Annotated in this window: 12 protein-coding genes and 1 pseudogene; 3 read left to right on the forward strand and 10 right to left on the reverse strand. The window is 35.7% G+C overall.

Annotation, left to right across the window (positions count from 1 at the left end):
• Nucleotides 1–207 precede the first annotated feature (207 nt).
• A pseudogene (locus E0F76_RS02305) lies at nucleotides 208–1,146 on the reverse strand (2-hydroxyacid dehydrogenase); the annotation flags it as partial.
• A 170-nt stretch (nucleotides 1,147–1,316) separates the two neighbouring features.
• Between E0F76_RS02305 and nhaA the strand changes: the two are divergent.
• Complete coding sequence (gene nhaA, locus E0F76_RS02310; protein ID WP_132000853.1) at nucleotides 1,317–2,483, forward strand: Na+/H+ antiporter NhaA; 1,167 nt, start codon at nucleotides 1,317–1,319, stop codon at nucleotides 2,481–2,483.
• A 71-nt stretch (nucleotides 2,484–2,554) separates the two neighbouring features.
• Here the strand turns inward: nhaA and proC are convergent, their stop codons facing one another.
• From proC to E0F76_RS19220, 9 genes are all read right to left on the reverse strand, one after another.
• A complete protein-coding gene (proC, locus tag E0F76_RS02315) occupies nucleotides 2,555–3,331 on the reverse strand; it encodes a pyrroline-5-carboxylate reductase (protein WP_132000855.1) in 777 nt (258 codons plus the stop codon).
• Between the two features lie 10 nt (nucleotides 3,332–3,341).
• Nucleotides 3,342–4,691: a magnesium transporter gene (gene mgtE / locus E0F76_RS02320; protein WP_132000857.1), complete on the reverse strand. Its 1,350-nt coding sequence runs from the start codon at nucleotides 4,689–4,691 to the stop codon at nucleotides 3,342–3,344.
• On the reverse strand, nucleotides 4,681–5,460 hold the full coding sequence (rsmA, locus tag E0F76_RS02325) for a 16S rRNA (adenine(1518)-N(6)/adenine(1519)-N(6))-dimethyltransferase RsmA (protein ID WP_132000859.1): 780 nt from the start codon (nucleotides 5,458–5,460) through the stop codon (nucleotides 4,681–4,683). The genes mgtE and rsmA overlap by 11 nt, the downstream gene beginning before the upstream one ends.
• A 236-nt stretch (nucleotides 5,461–5,696) precedes the next feature.
• Nucleotides 5,697–6,008, reverse strand: coding sequence for a DUF4286 family protein (locus E0F76_RS02330; protein ID WP_132000861.1), 312 nt, complete (start codon nucleotides 6,006–6,008; stop codon nucleotides 5,697–5,699).
• A 71-nt stretch (nucleotides 6,009–6,079) separates the two neighbouring features.
• Nucleotides 6,080–7,858: a tetratricopeptide repeat protein gene (locus tag E0F76_RS02335; RefSeq protein ID WP_132000863.1), complete on the reverse strand. Its 1,779-nt coding sequence runs from the start codon at nucleotides 7,856–7,858 to the stop codon at nucleotides 6,080–6,082.
• Nucleotides 7,859–8,116: 258 nt separating this feature from the next.
• Entirely contained in the window at nucleotides 8,117–9,388 is a 1,272-nt protein-coding gene (gene serS, locus E0F76_RS02340) for a serine--tRNA ligase (RefSeq protein WP_132000864.1), read from the reverse strand.
• A gap of 231 nt (nucleotides 9,389–9,619) precedes the next feature.
• A complete protein-coding gene (locus tag E0F76_RS02345; protein ID WP_132000866.1) occupies nucleotides 9,620–10,159 on the reverse strand; it encodes a DMP19 family protein in 540 nt (179 codons plus the stop codon).
• A 167-nt stretch (nucleotides 10,160–10,326) separates the two neighbouring features.
• Nucleotides 10,327–10,554 carry a CDGSH iron-sulfur domain-containing protein gene (locus E0F76_RS02350; protein WP_132000868.1) on the reverse strand — a complete coding sequence of 76 codons (228 nt, stop codon included), beginning with the start codon at nucleotides 10,552–10,554 and terminating at the stop codon, nucleotides 10,327–10,329.
• Between the two features lie 117 nt (nucleotides 10,555–10,671).
• Nucleotides 10,672–10,842, reverse strand: a complete 171-nt coding sequence (locus E0F76_RS19220) for a hypothetical protein (protein ID WP_165932619.1) — start codon at nucleotides 10,840–10,842, stop codon at nucleotides 10,672–10,674.
• Between the two features lie 230 nt (nucleotides 10,843–11,072).
• Here E0F76_RS19220 and metG point away from each other — a divergent pair, with 230 nt between their 5' ends.
• Nucleotides 11,073–13,145: a methionine--tRNA ligase gene (gene metG / locus E0F76_RS02355; protein ID WP_132000870.1), complete on the forward strand. Its 2,073-nt coding sequence runs from the start codon at nucleotides 11,073–11,075 to the stop codon at nucleotides 13,143–13,145.
• Between the two features lie 57 nt (nucleotides 13,146–13,202).
• A complete protein-coding gene (locus E0F76_RS02360; protein WP_132000872.1) occupies nucleotides 13,203–13,889 on the forward strand; it encodes an HAD family hydrolase in 687 nt (228 codons plus the stop codon).
• The last annotated feature ends 153 nt before the right edge of the window (nucleotides 13,890–14,042 follow it).

Consider the following 14,042-nt stretch of genomic DNA (forward strand, 5'->3'; position numbering starts at 1 on the left):
GGTATCTGCTGCAAACGGTGACCATTGGGTAGAACAATCATTTCCATTGGTGTCCTTCCACCAAAAAGTCGAACCATAATCATCTGTTTTTAATCCCAAATGTTTCCCATACCAAGTTAGCAATTCTTTTGGTTTCGTTGATTTGAAAAACATACCTCCAATTCCAGTAACTCTTTTTTCTGTTAATTGCGTTTTGGTTTGACCAAAATATTTCAACTTGATTTTATCGACAATAACTTGGGCTAATCGTTCGTGGCTTTCAAAGGTCCAACCAGCAATATGTGGGGTGAGAATTGCGTTTTTAGCATTCAATAAATACTGGAAAGCCTCCGGTGTTTCTTTGTCTTGAAACAAGGTTTCAAAAGACAATTTTTCATATTCTAAAACATCCAAGCCAGCACCAAGAATTTTATTTGATTTCATTGCTTGAACCAAATCGGATGTGACAATATTTTTTCCTCTTGACGTATTTATTATCCAAAACGATTTTGCAAAAGCGCTGATATATGCTGAGTTGACCATTTTATTTGTTTCAGGTGTCCAAGGAACATGCAGACTCAACACATCGGTTTTTAGCTGCAATTCTTCGAGTGAAACTTGTTTGGCATTGGCATCGCCCACATTTTTCAGAATATCATAACACAAAACGTCCACCTCAAAACCTCGCAATTTCTTAGCAAATGATTTTCCCATATTTCCGTAACCAATGATTCCAACGGTTTTTCCGTCAAGTTCATGACCACGGTTTTTTTCTCGGTTCCAATGGCCTGATTTTACTTCATTGTCGGCTTGATTCAAATTATTAAAAAGCGATAAAATCATTCCCAAGGAATGCTCGGCAACTGCATTTCGGTTGCCTTCTGGCGCTGCGATAAGCTCAATATTTTTACTTATTGCATACTCACAATCGATACTTTCTAAACCAGCACCAACACGAGCAATGAATTGTAAATGAGTCGCTTTGTCTAAAAAGACTTTATCTATTTTGAATCGGCTGCGGATAACTACACCTTGATATTCGTGGATTTTTGATTCAATTTCTTCTTTTGTAGAAATAAAATCTTCGTGATTGATAAATCCCGCTTGTTGCAATTGTTCCCAAAGTAATGGGTGATTGCTATCGATGTGAAGGATTTTGATATTCATAAAAAGTATTGCTAAATTTGACATACCAAATTAACAAAAAAATAGTGGTTTAACCTTTTGTATGGAGAAATTAGTCTCATAAATAAGTAAGTTTGCAAAAATAAAACTCAAATCATCTGTTTTTTCAGAATTTAAATATTCCCAGAAAACGACTAAAACCAAATCCATATATGAAAGTAACAAAAATGTTTTCAGAATTTTTCGAAAGCGAGAAAGCTGGTGGACTGCTTTTACTTTTTGTAACTATTCTATCGCTATCCCTTGCCAATTCCCCTTTTCAAATCGAATATATCCAATTTTGGACAACCAATATAGGTCATCATTCCATCACTCATTGGATAAATGATGGGTTAATGGCTATATTTTTTCTGCTTATTGGACTAGAATTAGAACGAGAGATTTATCACGGCGAATTAACCAGTATCAAAAATGCGGCGCTTCCTATATTTGGCGCAATTGGAGGAATGCTAGTTCCGGCTGGTTTGTTTTTATTATTTAATTTTGGAACAGCAACACAAAATGGTTCTGGTATACCAATGGCTACTGATATCGCCTTTGCCATAGGAATTTTGTCTCTTTTGGGAAATCGAGTTCCAACTTCCTTAAAAGTATTTCTTACTGCCTTGGCTGTAATGGACGATTTAGGAGCCATAATTGTGATTGCAATTTTCTATACAACAACTATAGCTTTTGTAAATTTAGCCATTGCTTTGGGTATATTTGGTATTTTACTTATCCTTAACCGAATGAAAGTGTACAGCCTAATTCCTTATCTTATTGGTGGGGTTATCATGTGGTATTTTATGCTTAACTCTGGAGTTCACGCTACAATTACAGGTGTTTTGTTGGCCTTTGCAATTCCCTTTGGAGATGGAAAGAAAAAATCATCTTCTTATAAGCTCCAACATTTTTTACACAAACCAGTTGCCTTTGTGATTCTACCTTTATTTGCTATAGCAAATACCTGTATCTCCATTCCTTCTGATTGGAGTGAAGGCTTGAATCAGTCGAATTCATTGGGCATCATTTTAGGTCTTGTTATTGGAAAGCCTTTAGGCATCTGGCTTTTATCATTTATTGGTGTTAGTTTAGGACTTTGTTCGTTGCCAAAAGATTTGAAATGGGGCAGTATTATTGGTGCTGGAATGTTAGGTGGAATTGGATTTACCATGTCAATTTTTATTACACTTCTGGCTTTTCCCGGAAATGAGGAAGTGAAAGTCAGTTCAAAAATCGCCATTATAATTGCTTCATTTATTTCAGGAAGTATTGGCTTCATTTGGTTAAAAATCATCCTTAAAGAAAAAGCTAAAAAAAATAAAAAACACCAAAAGTAAAATTAAATTAACAAAAAAAAGGTGTTTAGTAATTGATACTAAACACCTTTCTGTTCCTTTTAATTCTCAAATTATCCTTTTATCTTTTTTAAAGCCGCTTTGATTCCACGAACTAGTGAAGAACTGAAACCATGTGTTTCCATTTCACTCAAGCCTGCAATAGTACAACCCTGCGGTGTAGTAACACGGTCGATTAACTGTTCTGGATGTACTTTCTCTTCCATAAGCATCTCGGCAGCCCCTTTTACGGTTTGAGCAGAAATGGCTAATGATGTTTGCCAGTCAAAACCTATTTCGATACCTGCTTGCATAGAGGCTCGAATATAACGCAAAGCAAAAGCAGTCCCACTAGCTGCTAAAACAGTAGCAGCATCCATTAATTTTTCGTCAATAATAGGAGCTGTTCCTAAATCTTGAAAAAGTGAAACCACATTTTGAGCTTGATCACTATGTTTTTCATTGAAACTAATACAAGTTGCCGAAGCTCCAAATTGTGCTGCTATATTTGGCATGATTCGGATAGCATAATTAGAATTACCAATTTTACTTTGCAAATTTTCGATTGACAAACCACTTACTCCAGAAGCAATTACTTTATTAGAAATTACAGGAAGAATTTCAGCTAAAACCGCATCCACTTGATAGGGTTTTATAGTCAAAATAACAACATCTGCTTGCTGAATTCCATGCGTATTATCCGTTGAAACAGTAATTCCTAATTGTTCCAAATGAAGGATACTAGACGTATTTCTTCTAGTTACCGTAACTTGGTTTGTTTTTGAAAATTTGGCAATCCCTTTAGCAATTGCAACCCCTAAGTTTCCTCCACCTATTATGTGTACTTTCATTTTAAATTTTTTAATATCCTAATATCATTTTTGCTACTCCAAAATAAATAATTATCCCAAAAATATCATTAGCCGTTGTAATAAATGGACCTGTTGCTATCGCAGGATCAATTTTGTTTTTATGTAGAAAAAGCGGAACCAAGGTTCCTAAAGTTGCTGCAAATAATATTACAACTGCCATTGAAATCGATATTGCCAAACCTACAAGATATTGCTGATACATAATGGAGTGATATCCCAATAAAAGCAATGAAATAATAGAGCCTGATATCATGGCAACTCCTATCTCTTTACTAAAATAACTCCGGCTAAATTCTTTTAAAGAACCATTTGCTAACCCTTGAACCACAATCGCCGAGGCTTGCACTCCAATATTTCCTGCTGTTGCAGAAAGCAAGGGTACAAAAATTATTAATGTTGAATATTTTTGAAAAACACCTTCGTTACCTTTTAATACAAATGATGCAACTATTTCAATTATCATCCCGATTAATAGCCATGGTAAACGCGCTTTAGTCAATTCAAGAATACTATCGCTAGCTTCAATGTCTTGGGTAATACCTGCTGCTAATTGGTAATCTTTTTCAGCTTCATCTCTAATTACATCCACGATATCATCGATGGTAATTCGTCCCACCAATCTTCCCATGGCATCTACGACAGGAATAGCTTCTAAATCATATTTTTGCATGATTCTCGCCACCTCGACATCTTCGGCATCAACATTTACAAAAGTTACTTTGTTAATATATATTTCTGAAATATGTGTTTTTGTTGAAGTCGTTAATAAATCTTTGAGTGATAATCTCCCCTTTAATCGGTTTTCATCATCAACTACATAAATAGAATGGACTCGAGATACGTTTTCGGCTTGTGCTCGCATTTCCTTGACACAAGTTAATACGTTCCAATTTTCATTGACTTTTACTAACTCTTTTCCCATTAACCCACCTGCAGTATCTTCGTCATACCGCAACAAATCGACAATGTCTTTTGCGTGTTCAACATCAATAAGCTCAGAAATTACTTCTTGCTTCATCGACTGAGAAAGTTCTGCAATAATATCCGCAGCGTCATCCGTGTCCAATTCGTCAAGCTCTTCTGCGATTTCTTTTGCTGAAAGTCGGCTTAATATGTTTTCACGTAAGTCATCTTCTAACTCTAGAAGAATTTCGGCGGTTTTTTCACTATCTAAAACCTTGAAAATATAGGTAGCCTCATCAAAATCGAGCTCGTCAAGAATTTCTGCAACATCAGCGTGGTGCAAATCATTCAATAAAACTTCCAATTGCTGGTCGTCTTTATTTTGAATGAGTTGTTCTAACTCTTTTACAAATTCTTTGCTGATTTTAAACTCCATCGGCTTCGATTTTTTGGGTCAATTCAATAAATTGTTCTACACTAAGTTGTTCTGGACGTAGATTAAACACTTCGTCTTCTCTTAATTTATCTGACAAATTTAAGGTTTTTAAACTATTTCTCAATGTTTTTCTTCTTTGCTGAAAAGCAGTTTTCACGACCGTAAAAAAAAGTTTTTCTCCACATGGTAAACTATAATCTTTTTTTCTTCGCAAACGCAAAACACCCGATTTTACCTTTGGTGGCGGTATAAAAACGTGCTCATCCACAGTAAACAAATATTCGGCATCATAAAATGCTTGCGCCAAAACCGAAAGTATCCCATAGGTTTTACTTCCTTTTTTTTCACATATCCGTTCGGCCACTTCTTTCTGAAACATTCCCGCAAATTCTGGTATTTGGTCTCGAAGTTCTAATGTTTTAAAAACAATTTGTGTTGAAATATTATAAGGGAAATTCCCAATTATTCCAAATTGCTTTCCTTGGAAAACTTCGTTAATATCGTATTTCAAGAAATCTTTTGAGATGATTTTACCGTGTAATTTGGGATAATTAGCATTGAGATAATCCACTGATTCGGTGTCAATTTCGATAACATAAGTGTTGATTGGTTTTTCCAATAAATATTTGGTCAAAACACCCATTCCTGGACCAATTTCTAATACTTCGTCATAACCTTCCAGATTGATTGTTTCTGCGATGGCTTGCGCTACGCTTTCATCTTTTAAGAAATGTTGTCCGAGGTGTTTTTTGGCTTTTACTTTTTCCATTTTGTTTGTTTTTGGCTAATAAGGCACAAAGGTTTGTTTTTTGCCGCTAAGGCACGAGGGCGCAAAGTGTCCTATGTTTAAATATCATATTCAAATGGAACACAGATGATCCGGATTTTACTGATATTCACGGATTTTTTATATTAAATATTGAAGAATCTGTAGCAATCCATTTTATCTGTAGCCGCTTTATTTTTTAAACTGATTACTAAAAACTGACCACTGACCACTTTCTTCTAGTGTTCTGAAATCACTTCCAATTCCGTTCTGAAAGATAGCATTTTGTCTCCAAATAAGTGTATTCCTTCTTCGCGTAATGTCGGTGCGTCTTCAAGGTAATATTTTTGTAAAGTTTCTTTACTATCAGTCGTATATTGTACCGAATAGGTGAATCCACCCATTTCTTCTTCTACTAAAACACGAACCATCTTTGCCGAAGTGAATTTTCCTGTGGCCAACATCTCAGGAATGTGTTTGTGTTGCATCCAAATCATCCATTTCTCTTGAACGCTTTCGTGTATGTTTGTGGTTACGTTGTAAATTATCATTTTGTTTATTAGTTTAACTGGTGATTTGGTTAATCGGTCTTCCAAATAAACGATTAAGCGATTAACTATTTTTACAGATTGGTATCTCCTCGCAATTGTCGGTATTTTTTTCGAGCATCAACAAAGTAAATACTGTCTTGATGATTGAAAATTATTTTCTCGTAAAGCGGTTTTGCCTTTTCGGGTTCCTTTAACTTATTATTCTCAATTTCTGCCGAAAAATACAAGGCTTCATCTATATAAATTCCGTCTGCGTGATGGTCGATAATATTCTGATATTGGCTTAAAGCCAAATTGTATTCTCCTTGTTTTTCGTAAATTTTCCCCAAGCGCAATTGGGTTACTGCTTCTATCTCTTGTCCCTTGAAACTTTTCAAAATGAACTGAAACTTTGCAATCGCTTCTTGATTCCTGTTTTGATAGATCAAATAATCCCCTTTTGCAAATTGTTTCAAGGCTGTTTGTGTCGAATCGGCAACGGTATTGTCATTGATTAAAAGGAAATATTCCATGGCATCATTTGCAATCAACTCGGAATTTGCCGCTTTCAATTCTTTGAATTGCTTCAAAGCCCAAACAAAATCACCTTGAAAATAACTCGTTTTGGCCGCTTTCAAACTCGCTTCGTGCGCTACCACATCGTTTTTTAAATTCTCTTGAATTTGTGAATAATAGAGCATAGCCTGATTGAATTTTTCTTCGTAAAGCAAAATATCTGCCAACTCCATTTTGGCCTGAGCCTCTTCATAAGGATTTAATTGCAATCCCATTGTATTCTTGATTATCGCTTTTCCTTCCTCGGGTTTTCGCAAATTAAAAGCAACAAAATGGGCCTGAATCAGCTGCAAAGATAAGGTAAACGGATTTATTTCATATTCTTTTAACAAACCAGTTAATTCCGTATTGATAGCGGCAAAATCCTTTTCATTCGAATTGTCGATTTTCATTTGAATTAAATAGGAATTTGCTTGTATTAGTAACTCTAAATTTTTGGTGTTTTCCAACACAAATCCTAAAATTTCTTTTGCATTTTCGGCATCATCTTCTTCAATGGCGAGTTGCGCCAAATTTACAATACTAGAAAGTGATTCTGGATTTCGTTTGTAAATCGCTTTTTCTTGAATAAAGGCTTTCGCAAACTCTTTTTGTTGCACATAATACCAACTCAAATATTGGTTCCAATAAACATCTTGGTCTTTCTGAGCTCTTATTATTAAGGCTTTGCGCAAAGTTTCATTGAAAGTGTCGTTCCCTTCATCAGCCATATAACGCGCCAATTGATTTTGAATTTGTATCGAATTTAACGGATTGGCGTATCCTTCGTCCAAAAAATTAGAAATCATCATTTCAGAATTCCCCAATTGTCCGTAAAGGAGTGCCATTTGGAATCTAAAATTATATTTTGGCTCTATTTGAGTGGCTATTTGATACGATTTTAAAGCGTATTCGAGCAATACTTTTTTCTCGAAAGCATTGGCAATTCCGTAGACTTCATTTGGATTTTTCTTGATGCGCTCTATGGCTTCGTCGTAGTTTTTTTTGGCGGAAGCCTCATCCTTTTGAAGCTGATAATTATAACCCAATTCTACTAAAAGATAGCCTTGTTTGTACTGATTCAAACGCTCTCGAATGGATTTGTCAGCAAGATCAAAAAGCTGTAATTGCTGATAACAATCAATAGTACGTTGAAAATAAAGAAAATTCGAAGGTTGGTTTTTTAATAATTCTTCGAAACTAATTTTGGCTTTCTCAAAATCGCCCTTTTCGAAATAATACTGCGCTAATTGTTCGTTTTGCGAAAAACAGACCAATGAAAAAAACAGGAAAATATGTAGAATTAAGTGTTTCATTGTTTAAGTATTCAGTGGTCAGTGGTCAGTGGTCATTGCGAAAGAGTATTCAGTGGTCAGTTTTTTAGTATTCAGACTAATTACCAAACAATTATTATCTATTCACTTATTATTTATTTCTTTCTACAAACTAATCATGTCATTCTAAACATTGATCACTGATTATTTATTCCAATAAACTGATCACTATAATACTGACCACTGATCACTAATTATTTATTTCAAAAAACTGATTACTAAAAAACTGACCGCTGACCACTAATTTATAATGTCAAAGCCGCAATAGCTTCTCAAAACCTCAGGAATTACGATTCCTTCGGCTGTTTGGTAATTTTCTAAAATTCCTGCAAGTACTCTAGGCAAAGCCAATGAACTTCCGTTTAGGGTGTGTGCCAATTGGTTTTTTCCGTCTTTGTCCTTGAAACGTAATTTCAAACGATTCGCTTGAAAAGTCTCGAAATTAGAAACCGAACTTATTTCTAACCAACGCTCTTGTGCTGTAGAATAAACCTCAAAATCATAGGTCAAAGCTGATGTGAAACCCATATCGCCACCACATAGTCGCAATACTCTGTAGGGTAATTTCAATTCTTGCAAAATGCTTTTTACGTGTTCGACCATTTCTTCCAAGGCTTCGTAAGATTTATCAGGATGTTCTACTCGCACGATTTCGACTTTATCAAATTGGTGCAAACGGTTCAGACCTCGAACGTGAGCGCCATAAGAACCTGCTTCACGACGGAAACAAGGGGTGTAAGCTGTGGTTAAAACTGGCAATTCGTTTTCACTTAAAATCACATCACGAAACATGTTCGTTACCGGAACCTCAGCCGTTGGAATCAAGTATAAATCATCGGTTTTATCATGATACATTTGCCCTTCTTTGTCTGGCAATTGACCCGTTCCATAAGCCGAAGCTTCATTCACCATGTGAGGCACTTGAACTTCATTGTAGCCTGCAGCCGCGTTTTTATCCAAGAAATAATTGATTAAGGCACGTTGCAACTTGGCTCCTTTTCCTTTGTAAACCGGAAATCCTGCGCCTGTTATTTTGTTTCCTAATTCAAAATCGATGATGTCGTATTTTTTTACCAAATCCCAGTGTGGTTGAGCACCTTCGTGCAAAACCGGAATTTCGCCCTCTTCAAAAACGTTTAGGTTTTCCTCTGGTGTTTTTCCATTGGGAACAAGATCGGCAGGAAGATTGGGTAAAGTATATAATTTTTCTAAAAGATCGGCAGCCAATTGATCGGCAGTTTCGGCCAAGGCTTTACTTTTTTCTTTTAACAGAACTGTTTTTTCTTTGAGAATAGCGGCTTTTGCTTTTTCGCCACTTTTCATCAATTCGCCTATATCTTTGGACAATTTATTAGATTCTGCTAGCGTATTATCAAGTTCTACCTGAGTAGCACGACGATTTTCGTCTAGTTTCACGACTTCTTCAACAACAGCGGTGGCATCCATATTTCTTTTTGCCAAAGCTTTGATTACTTTTTCTTGATTCTCTCTAATAAATGCAATTTGTAACATAGTTTTATTTTTTAAACGCTAACTTTTATAATAACGGTAGCAAATTTAAGGAAATGTTTGATACTATTGGGACAAATTTTTTTTAGAAAAGCTATTACGTGTAATTTTAGAAAAGCTATTTCACTAAGGTTCGCAAAAGAGACTCAAAGATTCACGAAGTTTTCAATTTCAACTTAAAAATCCTTTGCGTAGCTTCGTGTTTTGCTTTGTGTGTCTTTGTGAAATAATCAGCTATTCTCTTTTAATCTCGTGACCCACAAATTCTTCCAAAGTAGCGAACATATCATCTACGGAAAGCACTTCGAAATCGGGGTGTGATTTCAGAAAATTAGCGTTCAAAACAACTAGGTTTTCGTCTAATTCGTAAAAAGTGTCGTTGTTGAGCAAATCTCTAATAGGATTTACGCCTTCTAGTTTTCCTTTTAAGAATTTATTGAGCTTGACGCTGCTCATTAGTTTTACTTTTTTGGATTGTTGTTGGAACAATTTCAAATGCTTTTCGGCGCCAATTAAGGCCAAACCTTCTTCGATTAATTCGTTTAACTCGGAATTCCATCCCGAAACATGGACAAATTGTGCAAAGTTTCCAGCAACATATTGAGAATAATAATAGTCTAAATAATAACTCATCAAGGCATCTTCGTGAATGAATTCGTCGTCGATTTTTTCCTCCCGCATGAGATTGATTACCGAAATATTTGAATTGATAATATCTTGATTATTTTCACTATTCATTGCTGTTTCTGAAACTATTATTCTACCGAATTCCATGGGTTTTGTGTTTTGAAAGTTTACTGCAAAATTCGGGTAAATTAAAACAGGAACGAAATTTTGTTTCACCTTTGTCATATTTTTCAATTTTACAGAGGTTTTCAGTAAATAAAAAAGCTACATCGTTGAAAATGTAGCTTTGAAAATGCAAGTTGAAAAACGATTCTTTATTTCGTTTTCATTGGTGGTAAGTCAAATGCTTTTGATTCACATTCGAAATTATTACGATGTGAACCATCACAAAATGGTTTGTTGGAGGATAATCCACAACGACAAAGTCCCAATGCTGTTCTTCCTTCTAGACCATAAACGACACCGTCTTGATCCATTATTTCAAAATCGCCTTCGATCTTTATTGATCCATTTTTGTTGATTATTAATCTTGTCTTGCTCATAATGATTTTGGTTTTAAGAGGTCAAAGGTTGTGAAAATTATCCGTACCTACGGCACTTTTTAGAAAATAATTGCATTTTGGATGGATTAAAATCCATCTCTACAAAATGTGTCGAGCCTACGGCTCTATTGGTTGGTCATTATTTTTTTTCTCATTCATTTTGGTCACTAAAGCTTTCAACCGCAAGGCTTTTTCTTTTTTCTCTTCATGAAGTTTAGTCTTCTTTCGATTGAGTAATTTGGTATGCAAAGCCTTATTTTTGGTGTTTTTTTCGGGTCCTTTTGCCATAATTTATAGTGTCATAGAATTGTGTCTGCAAATATAAACAAAGCCAAATTAAAAATGAGGAATTGATTAGAATCACAAATTACCTAGCCCAGATAGTAGTGGAAATCCTTTTGCTTTTTTCTTTAAAAAGCAAAAGATTGCAACGGATAGCGGGAAATAGCTTCAGATTGCCACGTTCCTCGCAATGACAATAATAATTTGCTTATTTTTGCAGCAAATTAAACTGAATTATGTTACAGAATCCAAAAAGATACACCATTACGGCGGCATTGCCTTATACCAACGGACCCATACACATTGGGCATTTGGCGGGCGTTTACGTGCCTTCGGATATTTATTCTCGTTATTTACGATTGCAAGGAAGAGATGTTTTGTTTGTGTGCGGAAGCGACGAACACGGCGTGGCGATTTCGATGAAAGCCAAAAAAGAAGGGGTTACACCTCAGGAAGTAATCGATAAATATGATGGCATTATCCGAAAATCATTCACGGATTTTGGAATTTCGTTTGATAATTATTCGAGAACATCGGCTAAGATTCATCACGATACGGCTTCGGAATTTTTTAGAACGCTTTATGAAAAAGGCGATTTTATCGAGGAAGTGACCGAACAATTGTATGATGCAAAAGCAGACCAATTCTTGGCAGACCGTTTTGTGGTGGGAACTTGCCCACGCTGTGGCAACGAAGAAGCGTATGGCGATCAATGCGAAAAATGTGGTTCGACTTTGAATGCTACGGATTTGATTAACCCAAAATCGACAATTACGGGAGAAAGTCCGATTATGAAATCGACAAAGCACTGGTTTTTGCCTTTGGATCGTTATGAGGAATTTTTGAAAGAATGGATTCTTGTGGGACATAAAAATGACTGGAAACCCAATGTTTACGGACAAGTTAAATCTTGGATTGACGGCGGATTAGAACCTCGTGCGGTTACGCGTGACCTAGATTGGGGAATTGATGTTCCTGTTGAAGGTGCCGAAGGAAAAAAATTATACGTTTGGTTTGATGCGCCGATTGGCTATATTTCCTCTACGAAAGAATGGGCTGCAAGAGAAGGAAAAGATTGGGAGCCGTACTGGAAAGATCAAGATACGAAACTGGTTCATTTTATAGGGAAAGACAATATTGTTTTTCACTGTATTATTTTCCCTGCGATGCTAAAAGCCGAAGGAAGTTATATTTTGCCAGACAATGTGCCGGCGAATGAGTTTTTGAACTTGGAAGGAAATAAATTATCGACGTCTAAAAACTGGGCAGTTTGGTTGCACGAATATTTGGAAGAATTTCCAAATCAGCAAGATGTGTTGCGTTATGCTTTGACATCGAATGCGCCAGAAACAAAGGACAACGATTTTACCTGGAAAGATTTTCAGGCGAGAAACAACAACGAATTGGTAGCGATTTTTGGAAATTTCATTAATCGTGTGGTGGTTTTGACCAATAAATATTACGAAGGAATTGTTCCGAGTCCAAACACTTTTTCGGAAGTGGACGAAGCGACATTAACCGAATTGAAAGCCTATCCAGCCGTAATTTCGAGTTCGATTGAGCGTTATAGATTTCGTGAAGCTTTGGGTGAATTGATGAATGTGGCTCGTTTGGGAAACAAATATTTGGCCGACGAAGAGCCTTGGAAAATGATAAAAACAGATGCGGGTCGTGTACAAACTCAAATGTATGTGGCTTTGCAAATTGCAACGGCTTTGAGTTCACTTTGCGAACCTTTCTTGCCTTTTACCGCTACGAAATTATCCCGTATTCTTAAAATTGAAGACAAAATTGATTGGAAAACCGTATCTGAGAATTCTGATTTGAATCCTGCCGGACATCAAATTGGCGAAGCGGAATTATTGTTTGCTAAAATTGAAGACGAAGAAATCCAAAAACAAATAGATAAATTGGAAGCGACGAAAACAGCCAATACAGCCGAGATTGCTTCGTCCCTCGCAATGACAGAAAAACAAAAAGAATCGATTCAATTTGATGATTTTGCCAAAATGGATATCCGTGTGGGAACGATTCTCGAAGCAGAAAAAATGCCAAAAGCGAACAAACTATTAATCCTAAAAGTAGATACTGGACTTGATGTTCGCACCATTGTTTCAGGAATTGCCGAGAGTTTTAAACCCGAAGATATTATTGGAAAACGAGTAACTGTATTAGTAAATCTAGCACCTAGAAATCTTCGTGGTGTAGAAAGTCAAGGAATGATTTTGATGTCAACTAACGCCGAAGGAAAATTGGTTTTTGTAAATCCTGATGCAGATAGTGTTGCGAATGGTGAGACGATAAATTAAGAATTTTAAACAACCCAGTCAGGGTTTAAAATCCTGACTGGGTTAAAAATAAAACTAATGAACCTAAAAGTAATTGCTTTCGACGCTGATGATACTTTATTCGTAAACGAAACCTATTTTCTAGAAACGGAAATGAAATTTTGTGATTTGATGAGCGACTATTTGTCTCAGAAAGGGATTTCGCAGGAACTTTTTAAGGTTGAAATCGATAATTTGAAAATCTATGGATACGGAATCAAGGCTTATATTCTTTCGATGATTGAGGCTGCAATGAAAATTTCCAACAATACAATTCCTGTTGAAGTCGTTGAAAAAATCATTGAATTCGGAAAAGAATTACTCGATAAACCCATTGTATTATTAGACGGGGTCGAAGAAACATTACAAGCTTTACACGGAAAATATAAACTAGTTGTCGCCACCAAAGGTGATTTATTAGACCAACGCAGAAAGTTACACAATTCGGGTCTAGGGCATTATTTTCACCATATCGAAGTGATGTCTGACAAACAAGAAATAGATTATTCCGATTTGATAAAACGATTGGAAATTCAACCTGAGGAATTTTTTATGATTGGAAACTCCCTGAAATCGGATGTTTTACCCGTTTTAGCCATTGGCGGACATGCCATTCATATTCCGTTTCACACTACTTGGGAACACGAAAAAATAAACCATAAGGTCATACACGAAAATTTTAGTACTTGCGAAAAAATGACTGATGTTTTAAAAAAAATTGGATAAAACAAATACTAAATATTGCAAAATTCTGATTTACAATATTTTACGCTATTTAGTTGCCTATTAAGTTGTAGAATTTCTATAATTTTTTACATAATTAACAGATTAATACTATTTATAATATTTATCGATGTAAATTTGTTAAGAACTTAAATT

The organism is Flavobacterium cellulosilyticum, assembly GCF_004349355.1.
Lineage (GTDB): Bacteria > Bacteroidota > Bacteroidia > Flavobacteriales > Flavobacteriaceae > Flavobacterium > Flavobacterium cellulosilyticum.

Coding starts and splice junctions, on each gene's coding strand:
- nhaA (WP_132000853.1), top strand. CDS start 1,317: ATGAAAGTAACAAAAATGTTTTCAGAATTTTTCGAAAGCGAGAAAGCT.
- proC (WP_132000855.1), bottom strand. CDS start 3,331: ATGAAAGTACACATAATAGGTGGAGGAAACTTAGGGGTTGCAATTGCT.
- mgtE (WP_132000857.1), bottom strand. CDS start 4,691: ATGGAGTTTAAAATCAGCAAAGAATTTGTAAAAGAGTTAGAACAACTC.
- rsmA (WP_132000859.1), bottom strand. CDS start 5,460: ATGGAAAAAGTAAAAGCCAAAAAACACCTCGGACAACATTTCTTAAAA.
- E0F76_RS02330 (WP_132000861.1), bottom strand. CDS start 6,008: ATGATAATTTACAACGTAACCACAAACATACACGAAAGCGTTCAAGAG.
- E0F76_RS02335 (WP_132000863.1), bottom strand. CDS start 7,858: ATGAAACACTTAATTCTACATATTTTCCTGTTTTTTTCATTGGTCTGT.
- serS (WP_132000864.1), bottom strand. CDS start 9,388: ATGTTACAAATTGCATTTATTAGAGAGAATCAAGAAAAAGTAATCAAA.
- E0F76_RS02345 (WP_132000866.1), bottom strand. CDS start 10,159: ATGGAATTCGGTAGAATAATAGTTTCAGAAACAGCAATGAATAGTGAA.
- E0F76_RS02350 (WP_132000868.1), bottom strand. CDS start 10,554: ATGAGCAAGACAAGATTAATAATCAACAAAAATGGATCAATAAAGATC.
- E0F76_RS19220 (WP_165932619.1), bottom strand. CDS start 10,842: ATGGCAAAAGGACCCGAAAAAAACACCAAAAATAAGGCTTTGCATACC.
- metG (WP_132000870.1), top strand. CDS start 11,073: ATGTTACAGAATCCAAAAAGATACACCATTACGGCGGCATTGCCTTAT.
- E0F76_RS02360 (WP_132000872.1), top strand. CDS start 13,203: ATGAACCTAAAAGTAATTGCTTTCGACGCTGATGATACTTTATTCGTA.